Below are 18,257 nucleotides of genomic sequence, written 5' to 3'. Positions count from 1 at the left end.
CATGGAAAATAAATATTTTATTTGTTGTTAATCTTTTACCGGTCCGATAAAATCCATCATGTTAATTTTTGTTAATTTGAAATAAATGTTTACTTTCACGGTCCGCATAATTCAATTGAAAATTTTAACTTCCTATTAATATCCTAGTTCTCAATAGGAGAGAATTTTTTTAAAATTCATATTTAGTGTAGAAGTTAAAAGAAAAGATTGTTTTTCGGGGCGTGTTTCTAAACTTTATTATTAATAAAAACCCTTCACATGAGAAAAATTACTTTACTAATTCTATTTGGATTTCTATGTTCTTGGACGAATTTCGCCCAGGTAATTGTGGGAACCCAAAGCGGCACCACCAATGCCATGCCCATTAGCAGTTGTTACAATTACTCATATAGTCAACAGCTATTACTCAAAACCGATATCAATACTACTGGGGGAGATATTACCTCTATCTCTTTTTATTACGACAGAACCACATCAACAAATAACAGTAGCAGTGCTGGTTGGACAGTTTATCTTGGTCACACCACCAAGACCGAATTTTCCAACAACGACGATTGGGTGCCTCTTGCCAACCTGACCCAAGTTTACACGGGTACGGTTACCTATCCGGCGGCTGGAAATCAAATGGTTATAACATTTAATAATGCATTTCCCTATAATAATGTCGATAATTTAGTGGTTGCTGTGGATGAGAATCAGCCTGGAAATGATTGTTCAAATTATTTCGGTAAAACAGGAGCAATGGGAGCAGGTAGAAGTATTTATTATCGTAGTGATACTACCAATCCAGATCCCGCTTCTCCACCAACTGCAAGTGCTAGAACTAACTTTATTAATAACGTGATATTGGGCGGGCTACAGGAATCTTGTCCAAGACCTACTGGTCTTACCATCACTGGAGGGACTGATACTACAGCCGATTTAACTTGGACCGAAAATGGTATTGCTACCCAATGGGAAGTGATTTATGGAACAGCCGGATTTAATCCTCTTATTGAAGGAACAACTTTACTCGATGATGACGGAATTCCTGGAGTTACCATTACCGGCCTGAGCGAGAATACCGCTTACGATTTTTATGTAAGAGCTATCTGTGGAGTTGATGAATATAGTGGTTTGGTTGGTCCTGTAGCATACAATACTTCTTGCGGCATAGCGAGCCCTCCTTGGACAGAAGGCTTTGAATCTGGATTTACAAATTCACAACCTCTTGCGGGATGTTGGTCACAAAGTTCGGTTACAGGAAGTGATGTTTGGATCACAAACAACAGCGAAACCTCTTATAACCGCGGCCCACGCAGTGGAAGTTGGAATATTTACCTAAGATATGGTAACGAAGATTGGATTTTTTATCCTCTTAGCCTAACAGGTGGTACTCCTTACGAATTGAGGTTTTATGCCAGACAAGACGGAACTAACGGATCTAATGCCAGCGTGATGGCTTCCTACGGATTATCCGATAGCCCAGCGGCTATGACCAATCCAATTATTCCGTCAACTCCAATAGTAGACGGGAATTATCAAGAGATTTCTGATTTTTTCACTCCTACCACTTCAGGTATATATTATATTGGGATAAAGGGTAAAATTAATTCTAGTCCTTGGTATATTTCTTTGGATGATATCAGCGTGGAAGAAGCAAACGGTTGTTTGCGTCCAGGTGCTCTTACAGTAGTGAATGTTACGGATACCACAGCAGAACTAAGCTGGGCTCCAAATGGTCCCGCCACAGAATGGAAGGTTATTTACGGACCTACAGGTTTTAATCCCATCACAGATGGAACTACAGTTATGGTAGACACTGACCCTGAGACTACTCTTACTGGCTTGACTGGTAACACCGCTTATGATTTCTACGTACGTACTGTTTGTGGTACGGAAGAGAGCTCTCTATCCGGTCCAATCAACTTCAGGACATCATGTGTTGCTATTACAACTCTTCCATACTTAGAAAATTTTGATACCTATGGAACGGGTTCTAATGCTTTCCCTCCATGTTGGGAAAGAATAACCTACACAAGTGGCACTGTATGGCCATCAATTGTATCAGGAAATGCAACTAGCACGCCTAACAGTCTGAAATTCCAATCTGCAACAGGTGTTCCTACTTATGCTATTTCTCCTCCGTTTGAAGAGGATATTCAAAACCTTCAGGTAAGCTTTATGTTAAAAAGAGAAGGTACTAATTCTGGTACTATGGAACTAGGGGTTATGAGCAATCCATTTGACACCAGTACTTTTGAGCTGGTGGCAATTATAGACCCTCCTAATAATGATTATACCGAATACGAGTTTAACTTGAATAATGTTACACTTTCTGGAGGGAACAATTATATAGCTCTTAGACACAACTCTACTTCAAGTATTTGGTATTATTGGTTGGATGATTTTATGGTTCAGGAAATTCCTAGTTGTCCTAAGCCTATCGATTTGATGGTGGATTCAGTAGAAACTACAAGCGCAAATATTTCCTGGACCCCAGGTTCTTCTGAAACTGAATGGAATATCTCTTGGGGGACCCCTGGGTTTACAGTAGGAGGTGCCGGAGAGGTAGGTAACGCTACATCTAGCACAGCATCTTATCAAATTACCAACTTAAATCCAAGTTCAGGCTATGAATTTTATGTTCAAGCTGTTTGCGGTACAGACGATTTGAGTATATGGGCGGGCCCGAAAGACTTTAGAACAGCTTGTGATGCAATAGCCTCTCTTCCATATTTAGAAAATTTTGATACGTATGGAACGGGTTCTAATGCTTTCCCCCCATGTTGGGAAAGAATAACTTACACAAGTGGCACTGTATGGCCATCAATTGTGTCAGGGAATTCAACCAGTGCGCCTAATAGTTTGAAATTCCAATCGGCAACAGGTGTACCTACTTACGCAATATCGCCTCCGTTTGTAGAGGATATTCAAAACCTTCAGGTTAACTTTATGCTAAGAAGAGAAGGTACTAGTTCGGGCACTATCGATGTAGGTGTAATGAGTAACCCACTCGATACTAGTACTTTTGAGCTGGTAGCAACTATAAACCCTCCTAATAATGATTATACCGAGTATGAGTTTAACTTGAACAATGTCACTCTATCAGGTGGAAACAACCATATAGCTTTTAGGCATAACTCTGCGTCAAATATTTGGTATTACTGGTTGGATGATTTTATGGTGCAGACTATTCCATCTTGTCCTAAGCCTATTGATTTGGCTGTTGGTGTAGTAGGAGAAACAACCGCGGAAATTTCTTGGACACCAGGTTCAACTGAAACTGAATGGAATGTGATATACGGATTAGCTGGTTTTGATCCACTTACCCAAGGTACTACAATAGTTGTAAACAATATCCCTGAAGCCACTCTTACAGGATTGGTAAGCGACACTGGCTATGACTTTTACGTGCGTGCAATCTGTGGACCAGGTGATGAAAGTATTCTATCAAATAAGAAGTATTTCTTTACTGGCTATTGCCAATATTCATCTACTTCAACTTCTTATTATATAAATAATTTTGAAACGACAGAAGGAGTTCAAAATATTACGAACCTCAATTCTGGTCAGTCTCCTAATGGTTATGGTAATTTCACTAATATGGTTGTAACCTCATTCCCTGGTGGAGAGTTTGATTTCAATGCCTCATTTGCAGGTTCAAACTATACCTATGGAGTTAATATGTGGATAGATTACAATAATAACATGGAGTTTGAAGAATCGGAGAAGGTATATTCTTCTGGAACTTATGTCTCTAATGCATCGGGAACTGTAACTGTGCCTATGGGTACTCCAAATGGACAATATAGAATTAGAATTGTAGCTCAATACACTCCCACAAATCCGAGTCCTTGTGGTTCCACAACAAATGGAGAAGCTGAAGATTATACCCTTAATATTATTGACGCACCTAGCTGTATGCCTCCAAGAGGTGTGGCTGTTGTGAGTGTTACAGAGACTTCGGCAAACATTAGTTGGACCCCTTGGGGAACTGAATCAGAATGGGATATTATTTATGGTGCTCCTGGTTTCGATCCAGAAGTGGAAGGAACAATGATACACCATGATGGTCCATTGCCTGAAGCTACCATTACTGGTTTAACTGCAAGTACCGAATACGAATTCTACGTTAGAAGTTTTTGCGGGGTAGATGATGTTAGTATATGGGTTGGCCCAGGATACTTTGTCACCGAATGCATTGCTTTGGATCCTCCTTATTACCTAGGATTTGAGGAAACTAGCCCTCCAAATGTGCCTATCTGTACAAGCGTTGAGAATTTGTCCAATGGTAATTCTTGGGAAGTGGCCAACGTAAACAATAACGGTTTCACCGGCAGAGCGCTTCGTTATAAGTGGAGCTCGATTGGTAGTGCCTATACTTGGTTCTATACGCAAGGTTTAAATCTAGAGGCAGGAGTCGATTATCAAATAGAATATAAGTATGGTAATAATGGGAACGCATTCCACGAGAAAATGAAAGTTGCATTTGGTACTGCACCAGAATCTTCAGCGATGATAAATGTGTTGGCAAATTATACCGATATAACTGGTGGTACTCCTAATTTTGAGGAACTTGTCTTTACCGTTCCGGAAGATGGTGTTTACTATTTCGGATTCAACGCCTACTCACCGGTAGACCAATTTTATCTCTTTGTAGATGATATCCACATCCGATTTGCAGGTGACTGTGATCCAGTAACGGATATACAAATCACCAACATTTCAGATACTTCGTTCTCTCTGTCCTGGACAGCCTCCGCGACAGCAACAGAAGGTTACGTGATAGATGTTTACTTCCAAGGTCAAAACCCGGAAATAAATACTCCCTTAGTGAGTCAAACTGTTGAAGCTGGATTAACTTCAGCTACAGTTACAGGGCTTGAGGCAGAGACTTCATATGATGTGTATGTAACATCTAATTGTGGACATGGTAATATGACCAGAAGTGGAGCAACAAATGTTGTTACTACGGCTTTAGGAATCACGGATAATGATTACGCACAAGTAACTTATTACCCTAACCCAGTGAAGGAGCAATTGACTATAACTGCTGCTATTGCTATAGACAGTATAACAGTCTATAATCTTTTAGGACAAGCTGTGATGATAGTAGAACCTAAAAATCTTAGTGTTGTGATTGATATGTCAACCTTGGCAACTGGAACCTACGTTCTAAAGGCTACTGTGGCAGATTCTGTTTCGACCTTCAAGGTTATAAAAGAGTAATAAGCAAATATTAATTAATTGAAAAGAGACCTGGAAACGGGTCTCTTTTTTTTATATTATCACCATTTTAGATAAATGGAGAGACTCTTGGCTTATGAACTTAATACCCTTAAAAAGTGAGACTTTTCTTCCAATCGAAAGGCGATATTGTTTACATTTGAAGAAAATGAAGATTTATGTTCTCAAAAGCTTGTGAATACGGTATTAGAGCTGTACTGTTTATTGCAAAAGAATCTCAAAAGGACTTAAGGCCCAATATTGCTGAAATCTCTAAAGCCGTCGATTCACCTGTTCCATTTACTGCTAAGATTTGCCAACAGTTGGCAAGAGCAGGAATTATTTTATCCAAAAAAGGACCCAATGGAGGCTTCTATCTCAAAAAGGATTCCGAACTTAAACTTATAGATATTGTCGCCGCAATTGATGGCTATTCCATATTTGATGGTTGCTGTCTCGGTCTTGCGGAGTGCTCCTCAAGCCATCCCTGTCCTGTTCATGACCAATTTATGGATATTCGTGGAGGACTGAAGGATATGTGTGAGAATACTACGGTTATCGGTCTCGCCATGGATCTGAACGAAGGTGAAACTTATCTGAAAGTATAATTAGGACACTAAAGCAAGATTTCCATTTAATAGGACGTTAGTTTAATGATGTCCGTTGATTGACGATGTTTTTTCGGGATGTGGACAGGACTTTAGCTCTTTAATATAGAGAAAAACCGAGTCCCCTTGATCCTCTGTAGGAAGACCTCTATATTCTCTTGATCTTTCAGAAATCAGACTATTATTATATCCCACAATATTATATTTCAATTTAAAATTTTTAATCCTGACATCCTTGTCAGAAATAGGTTTTTGTATATCTTTGCGGAAACTATTTGAGGTATGTTTTCCAAAGCGTGTCAATACGGAATAAAAGCATCGGTTTATATTGCCTCGCAATCGGCCATGGGTATTCGCACCAGCCTTAAGGACATCGCACATAATATAAGTTCACCTGAAGCATTCACCGCGAAAATCCTGCACAAGTTGGCTAAGGAGAATATCCTCGATTCCTTGAAGGGTCCCACCGGCGGATTTGAAATTGCGAAGGGCAAAGCACAGAAAATCAAATTAAGCGATATCGTTTCTGCTATTGATGGAGTCTCAATATATCAGGGATGCGCCTTGGGATTTGAATCCTGCGACGCTCGTCAGCCTTGTCCCATGCACCATAAATTTGTGGGAATTCGAAGTGATCTTAAGGTCATGCTTGAAAACACAAGTCTTGAGGAGTTGGCAAATGGGCTTGAGTTTGATGGAACTTGCCTGAAACGTTAAAATATTTTTTCTAAATTCTGACAAAATGGTCATAAATTAAATCTATGAAAAAAAGTAAACTTTTATTTTATCTTCTTTTGGTATTTACACCTGTGGCTAGTTTCGCTCAGGGGGCCGCAAATAATAGCGAAGACTGGATGTTCAGTCCCGGTGTAATAGGTACATTCATTTTATTGCTAATAGTTCTGCTCATATCATTCTTCATCCTTTTTGTCAAGCTTAACGACTACCTGAACCGTTTAAAAAGCAAAAAGATTCATCTATCAAAACTAGAATTCAATGAAGAGCTCTGGAAACTTGACAGCGATGAAATCGACGAGGTTTTGGAGCAAAGAAAAAATGCCCTTTCCTATAAGCTGAAAGGGAATGAGCTTGGAAGCGAAAACAAAGCCAAGGACACCAAAGGACTTGTACAAAGAGTTCAGAAAGATCCACACAATTCTTTTTTCGCGGAAAAAAAGAAAACTCCTATAAGTATTGAAACTCCAAAAGAGCTGAAAAACATCGTCATCTACTATTTGGCCGCATCGGTTTTCTGGTTGGTGTTCGGGACCTTGGTAGGTGAGTATTTGGGTTTGAAGTTTGTATGGCCTGACCTGGATGGTGCCGCTGGACTATCCTTTGGAAGGTTGCGACCAGTCCATACCAATACTGTTTTCTGGGGTTGGGCTTCTCTCGCCATGATTGGCTTGGGGTATTTTGTAGTTGCAAGGACCTCAAATAATAAAATTTTTAGCTATCGAAATGCCCGCATTGCTTGGGTATTAATAAACCTTACCGTTCTCTTCGGAAACATCGCTCTTATAAGCGGAGTCAACAATGGTGGGGGAGAATATAGAGAGTACATCTGGCCAATTATGATTCTGTTTATGATTGCCCTGATCATTACCTTTCATAATTTCTACAAAACAGTTGCCACCAGAAAAATTTCGGAAATCTATATCGCAAACTGGTTTATGATGGCTTCCTTATTATGGACCATTGTTTTGTCCATTATTGCTTATTTGCCATTCTATCAAGATGGTATGGGCGAAACGGTTGCCCAAGGATACTATATGCACATGGGAGTAGGGATGTGGTTTATGACTTTTACACTCGGATTAATATATTACTATCTTCCTGCGACCCTAAATAAACCCATTTATTCTTACTCTCTAGGAGTTTTGGCCTTTTGGACGCAAATGCTGTTCTATACCATGATCGGTACACACCATTTTATCTTTAGTCCGTTGCCTTGGTGGCTTCAGACTACGGCGATTGTTTTTAGTGTGGGAATGGTCATACCAGTTGTTGCCGGTACCACAAATTTTTTAATGACAATGAAAGGAAGGTTCAGTCATATTTCCAGAAGTTATGTATTGCCCTTTTTTTTAGTGGGAATAGTTTTTTACTTCGTTGGTTCTATGCAGGGTAGTTTACAAGCTTTCCGCTTTACGAATATGGTTTGGCACTTTAACGACTTTAACGTAGCCCACTCGCATATGACGATGTACGGTATAATCTGCTTCATATTATGGGCGTGTATTTATACCATCCTTCCGAAGTTAACAGGAAAAGAGCCCCCACAGTTGTTGGTAGGTACCCATTTTTGGTTTGCATTTATAGGGCTATTCGCATATATGATGTCCTTAATGGTTGGAGGAACCCTAAGAGGATTAAGCTGGATTGACGGTCACCCTTTCCTAGAATCCGTAATACTGATGAAACCATTTTGGGTATGGCGTGCCGTTGGGGGTACCCTTATGTTTATCTCGCACTTGGTCTTTGCCTATAATTTTTATTATATGGTGAAGAAAGACAAAATGATAAGGCCCGAACCCGCGAATATAGAAACCGTAAAAGGAGAATCAATAAACCTTTAGTAAAATTTAAATTATGCTTGACTTTAATACAGATCATAAAGCACTTGTAATTACAGCGTTTAGCGTGTTTTTATTATTGAGTATCGGGATTGCAGTGATTCCCGCTTTTCAAATGCAAGACTATGAACCTCTTCCCAATCAGCCCAAGATGACTGCACAGGAACTGGAGGGCCAACGAGTTTATATTGCTGAAGGCTGCGTTGCTTGCCATACGCAACAGGTCAGAAATATTGAAATGGACAATATGTGGGGAAAAAGACCTTCCGTTCCTGAGGATTATTATTATAATAAGCAACGAATGGACATTTGGAGAGCAACTCCTTCTGTTTTGGGAAGTGAGCGTACCGGTCCAGACCTTACAGATATTGGCAACAGACAACCTGGAGCAGCTTGGCATTACCTTCATTTTTATAATCCACGGATCGTAGTTGAGGAGTCAATTATGCCAGCTTTTAAATGGTTGTTTACGGAAAAGGACAGTGCGAAAATCACCGATGCCGATGTGGTGGTCCCAGTATCGAAAGAATTTTTTAATAAACCCGGAGTGAAAATCGTTGCTACCCAAAAAGCGCAGGATTTGGTAGCCTATATGCAATTTCTAAAACAACCTGAACTGCCAAAAGGCGTTGAGGTGAAATTTATTCCCTTGAAAAAAGTGAAAGAAACTGATAAAAAGATTGTAGGCGAACCAAGTGCCCCTTCTTCAAGTCTAGATGGCGAAAAATTGTTTATGAGCACCTGTGCTGCTTGTCACCAGAGCACGGGAAAAGGCGTAGCTGGAGCTTTCCCACCCTTGGCGGGAAGCGATATTGTAAATAATGAGGATCCTTCAAAAATGATCAGTATTATCCTGATGGGATATCACGAAAAAGAGGGTTACGGACCAATGCCACCCTTTGGGGATCAACTTACCGATGCGGAAATAGCTGCAATTATGACCCACGAACGCACCAGTTGGGGTAATACCGGTTCTCCCGTAGAAGTGGAGGCTGTTAAAAAAGTTAGGGACTCTCTCCTTAAAAATAGATAAGTTTCTGAATATGAAGATTGATAAATTTAAAAACAATAATTTTTTGGAAAAATGGACTAACCCAATTTATCGGTTTAGCTCTAGATTAATTCCATTTATAGTATTGTTGGTATTTTTTTTCCCAAATACAGCTATGGCGCAATTATTATGTGAAACGGAACCGGCAAGCACAACTGGAAACTTACAAAATTCCAATCGTTTATTGGATTCAATTATCATTGGAGTTGCGGTTATGATAGTCATATTTACGCTAGTGATGAGTGTCAAATATCTATTTAAACCCGGAGAAAATAATCCAGAGCACATTAAAAATATAGTAAAAGATGAAGGATTCTGAAAACATTGAAGATACAAGAGTAATAAAGGTTTTCCTTGATGACGAGGTTGAACCTTTTGGCGAATTCTCTCCACCGGTAAAATTTGTATTGGACACCACAAAAATTCCCGATGGAAAACATACTTTAAAAATAGTAGCGAAGTCCTCCAGTATGGTCGAGGGAATAAAAATCATTCCTTTTGTAGTGCGAAACGGTCCAGAGATCTCTGTCTTGGGCTTAAAGGATAATGAGGTAATAGACACACAAACACCAATTATCATAAACGCTTACGGAAGTGAAACAAAGGATAAGTTTATTATAAGAGGTTCGGAAAACCCAAAAGCGATACCTTCATGGATATGGGCGTTGCTCATAATCATTATAGCCTACGGTCTATATTACGTTGTAATGTACTTCCGTCAAGATTTATATAAATCCTTTTTCTGATTGCAATAAAGGGTTTAGTTTAAATAAAAAAGGAATATGGAAAACTCAGATAAACCCGAAATGACTTTGCTCCAAAGCGGAGAGCATTTCAAAACATTGAATATTACAGCAAAAGCTGGAATGATAATGCCCCTGCATCACAGCACCAAGGAAGCAGTAATAGTGGTACTAAGTGGCGAATCCTTATTGGTAATGCCAGATGGCCAACACAAACTTTCCCAGGGAGGAACTTTTATTATTCCAAAAATGGTATCCCATAGTTTAAAGGTGGTTTCAGATTTTCACGCTATCGCCGTTATGGAAACTTCTTCTGCTATTGAGTTCGAAGATTAAGGACTTTAACTTGACATTGGTCAGAATAACCTTTAATTTTAAATAAAAGTGATCCTATCTGCTTTATAATAGAAAATACATTATTTAAAGGACGTAAAATAAGCACCCATTATTCCAAGTTGGACAGGTTCATGAAGATTAATTTTAAAAAATAAATAGTATGGATAATTCAGATATGTTCCCAAAGACAACGCGCGAAATGATAGAGAAAAAGGCTTCTCTTGCACCTCAAAATATTGAAGCTTGGAGAAATTTCAGTAAAACGGTTTTTCAGGCTGGTGCATTGGATGAAAAAACAAAGCAGCTAATTGCCGTCGCAGTAGCCCACGTTACCCAATGTCCCTATTGTATTCGTGCCCACACCCCTCAGGCTATGCGAAAAGGCGCTTCGGAAGAAGAAATAATGGAAGCCATCTGGGTGGCTGCCGAAATGCGTGCTGGTGCCGCTTATGCCCATGCTTCCTTGGCTGTCGAGGAAATGGAAAAGCACAAGCATTAAAACTTGAAGAACTTTCTGAAATGTAGAAATCATGAATAAGGAAAGATTAAGTTACTCCAAAATAGCTCCCGAAAGCCTGAAAGGTCTTTTGGAGATGGAAAAATATGTGGCCGGTTCAGGTTTGGATATGACAATATTCGAACTGGTAAAAACCCGCGCTTCACAGATAAATGGCTGTGCTTATTGTATAGATATGCACACTAAGGATGCGAGGAGCCAAGGGGAAACCGAACAGCGTCTTTATGGATTGAGCGCTTGGAGAGAAACTCCTTTTTATTCTGAAAAGGAGCGGGCCGCTCTAGAATGGACAGAAGCCTTGACCCTAATTTCTGAAAATGAGGTTAGTGATTCATTATATGAAAAAGTAAATAAGCACTTTGATGATAAAATGATGATAGCACTTACGATGGCCATTGTTGCCATCAATGGATGGAACCGCTTGGCAATCAGTTTCAGAAATGAAGTGGGAAATTATAAGCCCAAATAGCAGAAAACAGTTTCAGTTATGAAAATTAAATCGAAAATTGCCATAGTTACAGGTGCCAGTAGTGGCCTGGGATCGGCAATTTCCGAAACTTTAATTCAGGAAGGTGCCACGGTTTATGGTCTGGGACGAAATTTTGATTCTTTACATTCCCTCCAAAATGATTTGGGAGAGCAATTCATCCCCGTAAAACTAGATATAACCCAATCTGAACCAATTAAGAAATGGATCGGGAATACTTTTTCTGAAAGCCATTCTCCAGATATTTTAGTAAATAACGCCGGAGTCGGCTCCTTTGGAAAAATTGATGAAATGCCATCCGAAGATTGGTACAATATGGTAAATACCAATCTTAATGGTATGTACAATATCACTTCTGAAGTAGTGAAGTTGATGAAGCCAAAAAAAGGATTTACCCATATTATCAATATAGGATCTATTTTAGGAATTACGACCAGAGCTGAAGGTGCAGCGTATTCAGCGACCAAATATGGAATTAGCGGTTTTAGCGAATCACTTTTTAAGGAGCTGCGAGAATTCGATATTAAAGTAAGCTGTTTGAACCCAGGCTCTATCGATACTGGATTTTTTAAGAGCTCTGGAATCGATGCCCACCACAATATGTTGCAGCCCAAAAATCTGGCGGAAACGGTGCTTCACGTTCTTAAAACTCCAGACAATATGTTGATAAGCGAGATGACCATTCGTCCCTTAAATCCGAAAGCGCCGGAGTGATGGAGATTCTAATGAAAACGGAATAGATATGGGATTTTTAAAACGTTTATTTGGAAATTTTTCAAAGAATAAGAAGGGAGATGGGCCTGTTGAAAATCCCAAAGATGTAGCCAATTGTCCGTTCTGTTGGGGTTATAATGAGTTTGGCTCACAAACCCGTATTGTGCGTCATGATAAACAGATAGATGTAAAAAACCATATTGACAAAAATGTAAAGGTTGGTAAATTTATGGTAGAACATGTGGATGGTTTCAAAAATAAAAAGAGAATAGTAGAACGTTGCCCTGATTGTGGGGGTAAACGAATTAGATTTATTGAAAATTCATAAAATATGGATACGAAGAAAAAACCTATAAAACGGCATACAGCCTTACAACCACTTAGCCGACAGCATCATTTTGGATTGCTCTTTAGTTGGAAAATTCGAAAAGGGTTCAACAAAAATATAGATCCCCAGAGAATGATGAAGTTTGCTACCTGGTTTTACAAGAACGAGATAAAACCACATTTTAGCGATGAAGAAAAATACCTGTTTCCCATTATGGAACCAGGAAATGAATTGGTGGAGCGGGCCCTAAAAGAGCACAGACGAATAAAGCGTCTTTTTTTGGATACAACGGATCCTGAAAGAACGCTCCATAGACTAGAGGAGGAACTGGATGCCCATATTAGATTTGAGGAACGAATACTCTTCAACGAAATCCAGAAAGTAGCTACCGAAGAACAACTGAGAAAAGTGGAGGAAATCCATGAAGAGACCGAGCAGGTAAAAGAATATTCCGATCCTTTTTGGGACGAGTAAAATAATCATAATTAAGCAGTTGAAAGACTGAAAAAAATTTTTAAAACAATTTCTGATAAAAATGTCATAATATGATTTAAATCATATAAGTTTATTCTACTAAATCGGACATTTGCGTCGTATTTAAAACAAAGTTTCATTCAAAAATCGAGGAAAGATGAGTACACTAGAAGAAAGAACGGTAGCCGACGTGGTTACAGAAAACATAAAAGCAGCACATATATTTAAAAAACACGGAATTGATTTTTGCTGTGGTGGAGGAATAAGTATTAAACGCGCTTGCGAAAAGGCTAAAATCGATCCTTCTGTTTTAATAGGTGAATTACAAAATTTGAATTCTACTCCCGATAGAGCTCTTGATTACAATAGCTGGAAATTGGATTTCCTGGCAGACCATATTGTAAATGTGCACCACCATTATGTGGAGGAAAACAGTCCCCTTTTATTGCAGTACGCAAAAAGAGTAAATCACGTTCATGGAGGTCATTATACCGAATTGGCTGAAATTGAGGAATTGGTTATTAAATTGGTTCAGGCAATGGCAGGTCACCAACGTAAAGAGGAATTGATCCTTTTTCCATTCATTAAAAAGTTAGTTAAGGCAGAAGCCGAAGGTACAGAAGTACCCTCAACTCATTTCGGGTCCGTTGAAAACCCAATCCATATGATGGAAGAGGAGCACGAAGAAGCAGGAAATTACCTAAAACGTATTTCCGAATTGAGCAATGGTTTTACACCACCACAAGGAGCTTGCAATACTTACCGAGCATTCTTTGCTAAATTGGACGAATTTGAGCAAGATCTTCACCAGCATATTCATTTGGAAAATAATATCCTTTTTCCAAAAGCATTAAAGCTTGAAAAGACCTTACAATCCAATTAATTTTAACTCCCGATTATATTTTATAAAGATTTTTTTATTTACATTTTGATTGGTTTTTAGCAGTCCGGAGGAAGTATGCTTTTTAGCGTGCACATCCGGACTGTTTTTTTAATTTTGCCGGGTGATAAATCTTAAGAAGCATATTGTAATTGCGCTATTCTATTTTTTGATAGTGTCCTTAATGGGAATTCTTCTTCGATTTTATGTAGTAACGCCACTTCCCATCAATCATAAGTTTTTGCTTCACGCCCATTCCCATACAGCCCTCCTGGGTTGGGTCTATCTTGGACTAACCACTTTGATCTATAGGATCTTCCTCCAATCCGCAGATAAACCCAAACTTTATAGTCGCATATTTTACGTTACCAACATAAGTATCTTGGGAATGATAATTACCTTTCCCATTCAAGGATACGCTCTGTTCTCAATCATCTTTTCTACTTTATTCCTTTTTGCTTCCTATTGGTTCGCTTGGTTTGCAATGAAATATGTGCCAGAACATTTCAAAACCCGTTTTTCGTGGCGACTGATTAAAATTGCGTTGTGGTATCTGGTGTTTTCTAGCATAGGACCCTGGGCAATTGGGGGGGTGATGTCCACTTTGGGTCCAACTTCCATATGGTATAAAACATCAATTTATTTCTATCTTCATTTTCAATACAACGCCTGGTTTATTCTTGGTCTTTTAGGAATTTTGTTTTTCTTTTTTGAGGAGAAGGGGGTTCAGTTTAATCCGCAGAATCTAAAATCATTTCTATATCTCTTTAATTTTGGCGGGATTGCAACGTTCTTTCTTTCTGCACTCTGGTTTCAACCTCCAAAAATATTCTACGTTTTAGGAGGAATCGGTGCTGTAGTCCAGATGCTGGCATTCTCCGATCTTTATGGGATTATTAAACCAGGTTTCCCAATAATTAAAAGGGAATTTGGACAATACTCTTGGCTGTTTTTAAAAATCGCCTTTGTTTTAATGGGAGTAAAACTTTTAATGCAACTTATTTCCGCGCATCCGTACATGGCAAATTTGGCATATCGTCTCAAGGATTTCGTGATCGGTTACTTGCATTTGGTCTTTCTTGGTATTATCATCACTACCTTAATTGCATTTTTAAAATACTTCAAATTATTAAAGCTGTCCAAAAGTTTTGTATGGCTATTTTTAATAGCTTTTGCCACTACGGAAATCCTTATTTTTTATAAAGCAACAGCCTTTTGGATAGGACTACCATTTTTTGCAGAATATTACATTTTTCTAGCTGTGCTAAGTTGTCTTTTTCCTGTTGCCATTGGCATACTATTTTTTGCTAATATTCGCGATACGAAAGTTTGGCCATTGAAAAATCTCGGCAATTAATATTTTCAATGAAATCTTGTTCTAAGCATTTTCTCTAGACTTTCTAGTTGAAGCCCGCCCTGAGCGAAGGCGAAGTGGTTGGGCAATGCAAAAAAACTTCGTTGAATTTACGGTACCTAAATGTTTCTACAAGTTTTTTTTAGGATAGGATTATTTTCAAAATCCTGCTTCATTATCATTCTGATAATTATCATTTCAAATCTTCTTTAATTGTGCCATCTTTGCCGCGGGTAAAAAGCAAAAATTTTAGGGATGGCAAATTGTTTCCACTGTGGAGATTCGTGCCTTGATGTTGAGATTAAGCACGAGGAAAAATCATTTTGTTGCCAAGGCTGCAAAATGGTATATGAAATTTTGCACGCCAATGAACTTGGGTATTATTACGATCTGCAATCCACTCCCGGAATTTCTCCAAATGAAGTAGCTGGTAAATATGATTTTCTGGACAATGAAGCCATAGTTGAAAAACTCTTGGAATTCAATGATGGAAATACCCAGATAGTCTCTTTCCTTATACCATCCATTCACTGTAGTAGCTGTATTTGGGTGCTCGAAAATTTGGATAAACTTATTCCGAACGTCAAATCCTCTCAAGTTAATTTTCCCGAAAAAACGGTTCGTATCACATTTTCAAATTCAACGATGGAATCTTCGGACGTTAAAACAACCGAAAGTTCCTTAAAGTCTCTCGTTGTTTTATTGACAAGAATTGGATATGAGCCCTATATTTCCCTTGAAGATTCCGATAAGAAGAAAAAATCCGTTGACCGAAGTCTTATCTATAAACTTGCTATTGCAGGATTCGCTTTTGGAAACATTATGTTCCTCACGCTTCCGGAATATTTTGAAGATTCCGATTTCTGGTTGGATCAATTCAAGCCATTTTTCAGATGGTTGATGTTTGCTTTTTCCCTGCCAGTGGTATTTTATTCTGCAAGCGGTTATTTTATTTCTGCATACAAAGGATTGCGTTCACGCATACTGAATATAGATGTTCCAATTGCTTTAGGTGTTGCGGTTCTTTTTATACGAAGTACCCTGGATATCGTAATGGATTGGGGTACCGGTTTTTTTGACAGCCTTGCCGGACTTCTATTTTTCCTATTACTTGGGAAATTTTTTCAGCAGAAAACATATTCCTATCTCTCCTTTGAAAGAGATTATAAATCATATTTCCCCATTGCCGTTACACGATTGGTAAAAGATTCCTTCGGAAAGATTACAGAGGAACAAGCCGAGGTTTATACCGTAAAAACAGGGGACAGGTTATTGGTTCGAAATAACGAAATTCTTCCTGTCGATGCTATTCTCATAAAAGGAAATGCATTGATTGATTACAGTTTTGTAACCGGTGAAGCCGAACCTATTGCGAAGAAAAGTGGCGATAAACTTTTTGCCGGAGGAAAACAGCAAGCGGGAATACTTGAAGTAGAAGCCCTAAAACCTGTTTCACAAAGCTACCTTACCCAGCTTTGGAGCAACGACGTGTTTAGCAAAAACCATCAAGGAATTTTTGAATCGCTTACCGATGGCATCAGCAAACGATTTACCATCAGTATTCTAACTATTGCCTTCCTCTCCACTTTGTTCTGGATGGTAGTAGATCCATCCAAAGCCTTCAACGTGTTTACAGCGGTACTTATAGTTGCTTGCCCCTGTGCTATTGCCCTTGCGGCACCTTTTACCTTAGGAAACTTCCTGAGAATATTTGGCCGTGAGAAGTTATACTTAAAAGAGGCTTCCGTTATTGAGCAAATGGCGAAAATCGATACCATTGTTTTTGACAAAACTGGAACGCTTACTACCAACGAGAAAAATTTTATTACCTACGAAGGTATCGAACTTACTGAAGAGGAGCGAAACCTACTTACCGGTACCCTACGAGCGTCCAACCATCCTTTAAGCAGAGCTTTATATGGAATTTTGGAAAAGAACAACATCCTCACTCCAGATGAATTTGAAGAAGAAGTAGGGAAGGGGATGTCCGCAAAATATGAACAGAAATCCATTAAAATTGGAGCTTACGATTTTGTAAATCATCAAGATGAAAATACTCCTGAAGATTCATTTATTGCAGAGCAAAAAAACAGAACCTCTGTCCATATCAGTACAGACCAAGATTATAAGGGCTGTTATATTTTCAATAGTGAATACCGCGATGGAATTTCAGCTACTTTTGAGAGCTTAGCTGCAAAGAAAAAATTGGTAGTTCTTTCGGGTGATAATGACGGAGAAAGATCTCGTTTGGAACAATTGCTTCCAGTGGGAACAGAGATGCATTTTGGCCAAAAACCGGAGGATAAACTCAACTTTATCAAGAATCTTCAAAAAGAGGGAAAAACGGTGATGATGGTTGGCGATGGACTTAATGATGCGGGAGCCCTAAAACAAAGTGATGTGGGAATTGCTATTTCTGAAAACACCAATGTCTTTTCCCCAGCTTGCGACGGAATTTTGGACGCCTCACGCTTTAAAGCCTTTGCTGCCTATATAACTGCGGGAAAGAGAGCTACCCAGATTATAAATTGGGCATTTTTATTTTCACTTTTTTATAATCTTATAGGCTTAAGCTTTGCGGTAACTGGTCATTTAAAACCAGTAGTCGCTGCGATCTTGATGCCGTTAAGTTCGATCAGTATAGTAGTTTTTACTACCATTGCGTCTCAAAATGCGGGAAAGAAACTAAGAATGAATCTAAATAAGAAAAATTGATTTTTGTCATAGCCTATCGCGAAATTCAAAGATATTTTTGAACCATAATTTTCAGAAATGAACATAATTTACATGTTGCTGGCAATCAGTATTTTGGTGGCCGTCATATTTTTTGTCGCTTTTATCTATTCGGTAAAGAGTGGCCAGTATGACGATACCTATACGCCTTCCGTGCGCATGTTATTTGAGGATGAGCTTGTAAAAGAGAAATCACCAAAAGAAAATCACAATTCCGAAAAAACCGAAAACTTAAAAAAGAAATAAAT

The 18,257-nt window shown here is 38.8% G+C and carries 18 protein-coding genes; 17 read left to right on the top strand and 1 reads right to left on the bottom strand.

Annotated features, from left to right (window positions below):
* The first annotated feature begins 258 nt into the window (after positions 1–258).
* Positions 259–5,211, top strand: coding sequence for a fibronectin type III domain-containing protein (locus EI546_RS05750; RefSeq protein WP_128249648.1), 4,953 nt, complete (start codon positions 259–261; stop codon positions 5,209–5,211).
* Positions 5,212–5,387: 176 nt separating this feature from the next.
* The gene (locus EI546_RS05745; protein ID WP_128249647.1) at positions 5,388–5,816 is read left to right on the top strand and encodes an RrF2 family transcriptional regulator; all 429 of its coding nucleotides are present in this window, start codon (positions 5,388–5,390) and stop codon (positions 5,814–5,816) included.
* Between the two features lie 42 nt (positions 5,817–5,858).
* Here the strand turns inward: EI546_RS05745 and EI546_RS16175 are convergent, their stop codons facing one another.
* Complete coding sequence (locus EI546_RS16175; protein ID WP_164905180.1) at positions 5,859–6,026, bottom strand: hypothetical protein; 168 nt, start codon at positions 6,024–6,026, stop codon at positions 5,859–5,861.
* Between the two features lie 72 nt (positions 6,027–6,098).
* On the opposite strand from EI546_RS16175, the gene EI546_RS05740 reads away from it, so the two are divergent.
* The 15 genes from EI546_RS05740 (at position 6,099) to ccoS (ending at position 18,255) form a co-directional block, all read left to right on the top strand.
* Complete coding sequence (locus EI546_RS05740) at positions 6,099–6,533, top strand: RrF2 family transcriptional regulator (protein ID WP_128249646.1); 435 nt, start codon at positions 6,099–6,101, stop codon at positions 6,531–6,533.
* Positions 6,534–6,577: 44 nt separating this feature from the next.
* Positions 6,578–8,395: a cbb3-type cytochrome c oxidase subunit I gene (locus EI546_RS05735; RefSeq protein ID WP_128249645.1), complete on the top strand. Its 1,818-nt coding sequence runs from the start codon at positions 6,578–6,580 to the stop codon at positions 8,393–8,395.
* Between the two features lie 13 nt (positions 8,396–8,408).
* Complete coding sequence (locus tag EI546_RS05730) at positions 8,409–9,425, top strand: cbb3-type cytochrome c oxidase subunit II (protein WP_128249644.1); 1,017 nt, start codon at positions 8,409–8,411, stop codon at positions 9,423–9,425.
* 10 nt (positions 9,426–9,435) lie between these two features.
* Positions 9,436–9,762, top strand: a complete 327-nt coding sequence (locus EI546_RS05725; protein ID WP_128249643.1) for a hypothetical protein — start codon at positions 9,436–9,438, stop codon at positions 9,760–9,762.
* A complete protein-coding gene (locus tag EI546_RS05720; RefSeq protein WP_240673168.1) occupies positions 9,749–10,189 on the top strand; it encodes a cytochrome C in 441 nt (146 codons plus the stop codon). Before EI546_RS05725 ends, EI546_RS05720 begins: the two co-directional genes overlap by 14 nt.
* A gap of 36 nt (positions 10,190–10,225) precedes the next feature.
* Positions 10,226–10,522: a cupin domain-containing protein gene (locus tag EI546_RS05715; protein WP_128249642.1), complete on the top strand. Its 297-nt coding sequence runs from the start codon at positions 10,226–10,228 to the stop codon at positions 10,520–10,522.
* 160 nt (positions 10,523–10,682) lie between these two features.
* A complete protein-coding gene (locus EI546_RS05710) occupies positions 10,683–11,021 on the top strand; it encodes a carboxymuconolactone decarboxylase family protein (protein WP_205649757.1) in 339 nt (112 codons plus the stop codon).
* Between the two features lie 31 nt (positions 11,022–11,052).
* Positions 11,053–11,508, top strand: a complete 456-nt coding sequence (locus tag EI546_RS05705) for a carboxymuconolactone decarboxylase family protein (RefSeq protein WP_128249641.1) — start codon at positions 11,053–11,055, stop codon at positions 11,506–11,508.
* 18 nt (positions 11,509–11,526) lie between these two features.
* Positions 11,527–12,240, top strand: coding sequence for an SDR family oxidoreductase (locus EI546_RS05700; RefSeq protein WP_128249640.1), 714 nt, complete (start codon positions 11,527–11,529; stop codon positions 12,238–12,240).
* A 28-nt stretch (positions 12,241–12,268) separates the two neighbouring features.
* Positions 12,269–12,568 carry a hypothetical protein gene (locus EI546_RS05695; RefSeq protein WP_128249639.1) on the top strand — a complete coding sequence of 100 codons (300 nt, stop codon included), beginning with the start codon at positions 12,269–12,271 and terminating at the stop codon, positions 12,566–12,568.
* Between the two features lie 3 nt (positions 12,569–12,571).
* Positions 12,572–13,042, top strand: a complete 471-nt coding sequence (locus EI546_RS05690; RefSeq protein WP_128249638.1) for a hemerythrin domain-containing protein — start codon at positions 12,572–12,574, stop codon at positions 13,040–13,042.
* Between the two features lie 157 nt (positions 13,043–13,199).
* Entirely contained in the window at positions 13,200–13,925 is a 726-nt protein-coding gene (gene ric, locus EI546_RS05685) for an iron-sulfur cluster repair di-iron protein (protein WP_128249637.1), read from the top strand.
* A gap of 121 nt (positions 13,926–14,046) precedes the next feature.
* Positions 14,047–15,279, top strand: a complete 1,233-nt coding sequence (locus EI546_RS05680) for a hypothetical protein (protein WP_240673167.1) — start codon at positions 14,047–14,049, stop codon at positions 15,277–15,279.
* A 252-nt stretch (positions 15,280–15,531) separates the two neighbouring features.
* Positions 15,532–17,991 (top strand): heavy metal translocating P-type ATPase, encoded by a 2,460-nt coding sequence (locus EI546_RS05675; protein WP_128249636.1) that lies wholly within the window; start codon positions 15,532–15,534, stop codon positions 17,989–17,991.
* A gap of 57 nt (positions 17,992–18,048) precedes the next feature.
* Positions 18,049–18,255 (top strand): cbb3-type cytochrome oxidase assembly protein CcoS, encoded by a 207-nt coding sequence (gene ccoS, locus EI546_RS05670; RefSeq protein ID WP_128249635.1) that lies wholly within the window; start codon positions 18,049–18,051, stop codon positions 18,253–18,255.
* The last annotated feature ends 2 nt before the right edge of the window (positions 18,256–18,257 follow it).

Origin of the sequence: Aequorivita sp. H23M31, assembly GCF_004022485.1 — a bacterium.
Taxonomy (GTDB): Bacteria; Bacteroidota; Bacteroidia; order Flavobacteriales; family Flavobacteriaceae; genus Aequorivita; species Aequorivita ciconiae.
This window is presented reverse-complemented; position numbering and strand designations above follow the sequence as displayed.

Bases quoted from the DNA above. Each gene is read 5' to 3' on its own strand.
- EI546_RS05750 (WP_128249648.1), top strand. From the start codon at position 259: ATGAGAAAAATTACTTTACTAATTCTATTTGGATTTCTATGTTCTTGG.
- EI546_RS05745 (WP_128249647.1), top strand. From the start codon at position 5,388: ATGTTCTCAAAAGCTTGTGAATACGGTATTAGAGCTGTACTGTTTATT.
- EI546_RS05740 (WP_128249646.1), top strand. From the start codon at position 6,099: ATGTTTTCCAAAGCGTGTCAATACGGAATAAAAGCATCGGTTTATATT.
- EI546_RS05735 (WP_128249645.1), top strand. From the start codon at position 6,578: ATGAAAAAAAGTAAACTTTTATTTTATCTTCTTTTGGTATTTACACCT.
- EI546_RS05730 (WP_128249644.1), top strand. From the start codon at position 8,409: ATGCTTGACTTTAATACAGATCATAAAGCACTTGTAATTACAGCGTTT.
- EI546_RS05725 (WP_128249643.1), top strand. From the start codon at position 9,436: ATGAAGATTGATAAATTTAAAAACAATAATTTTTTGGAAAAATGGACT.
- EI546_RS05720 (WP_240673168.1), top strand. From the start codon at position 9,749: ATGAAGGATTCTGAAAACATTGAAGATACAAGAGTAATAAAGGTTTTC.
- EI546_RS05715 (WP_128249642.1), top strand. From the start codon at position 10,226: ATGGAAAACTCAGATAAACCCGAAATGACTTTGCTCCAAAGCGGAGAG.
- EI546_RS05710 (WP_205649757.1), top strand. From the start codon at position 10,683: ATGGATAATTCAGATATGTTCCCAAAGACAACGCGCGAAATGATAGAG.
- EI546_RS05705 (WP_128249641.1), top strand. From the start codon at position 11,053: ATGAATAAGGAAAGATTAAGTTACTCCAAAATAGCTCCCGAAAGCCTG.
- EI546_RS05700 (WP_128249640.1), top strand. From the start codon at position 11,527: ATGAAAATTAAATCGAAAATTGCCATAGTTACAGGTGCCAGTAGTGGC.
- EI546_RS05695 (WP_128249639.1), top strand. From the start codon at position 12,269: ATGGGATTTTTAAAACGTTTATTTGGAAATTTTTCAAAGAATAAGAAG.
- EI546_RS05690 (WP_128249638.1), top strand. From the start codon at position 12,572: ATGGATACGAAGAAAAAACCTATAAAACGGCATACAGCCTTACAACCA.
- ric (WP_128249637.1), top strand. From the start codon at position 13,200: ATGAGTACACTAGAAGAAAGAACGGTAGCCGACGTGGTTACAGAAAAC.
- EI546_RS05675 (WP_128249636.1), top strand. From the start codon at position 15,532: ATGGCAAATTGTTTCCACTGTGGAGATTCGTGCCTTGATGTTGAGATT.
- ccoS (WP_128249635.1), top strand. From the start codon at position 18,049: ATGAACATAATTTACATGTTGCTGGCAATCAGTATTTTGGTGGCCGTC.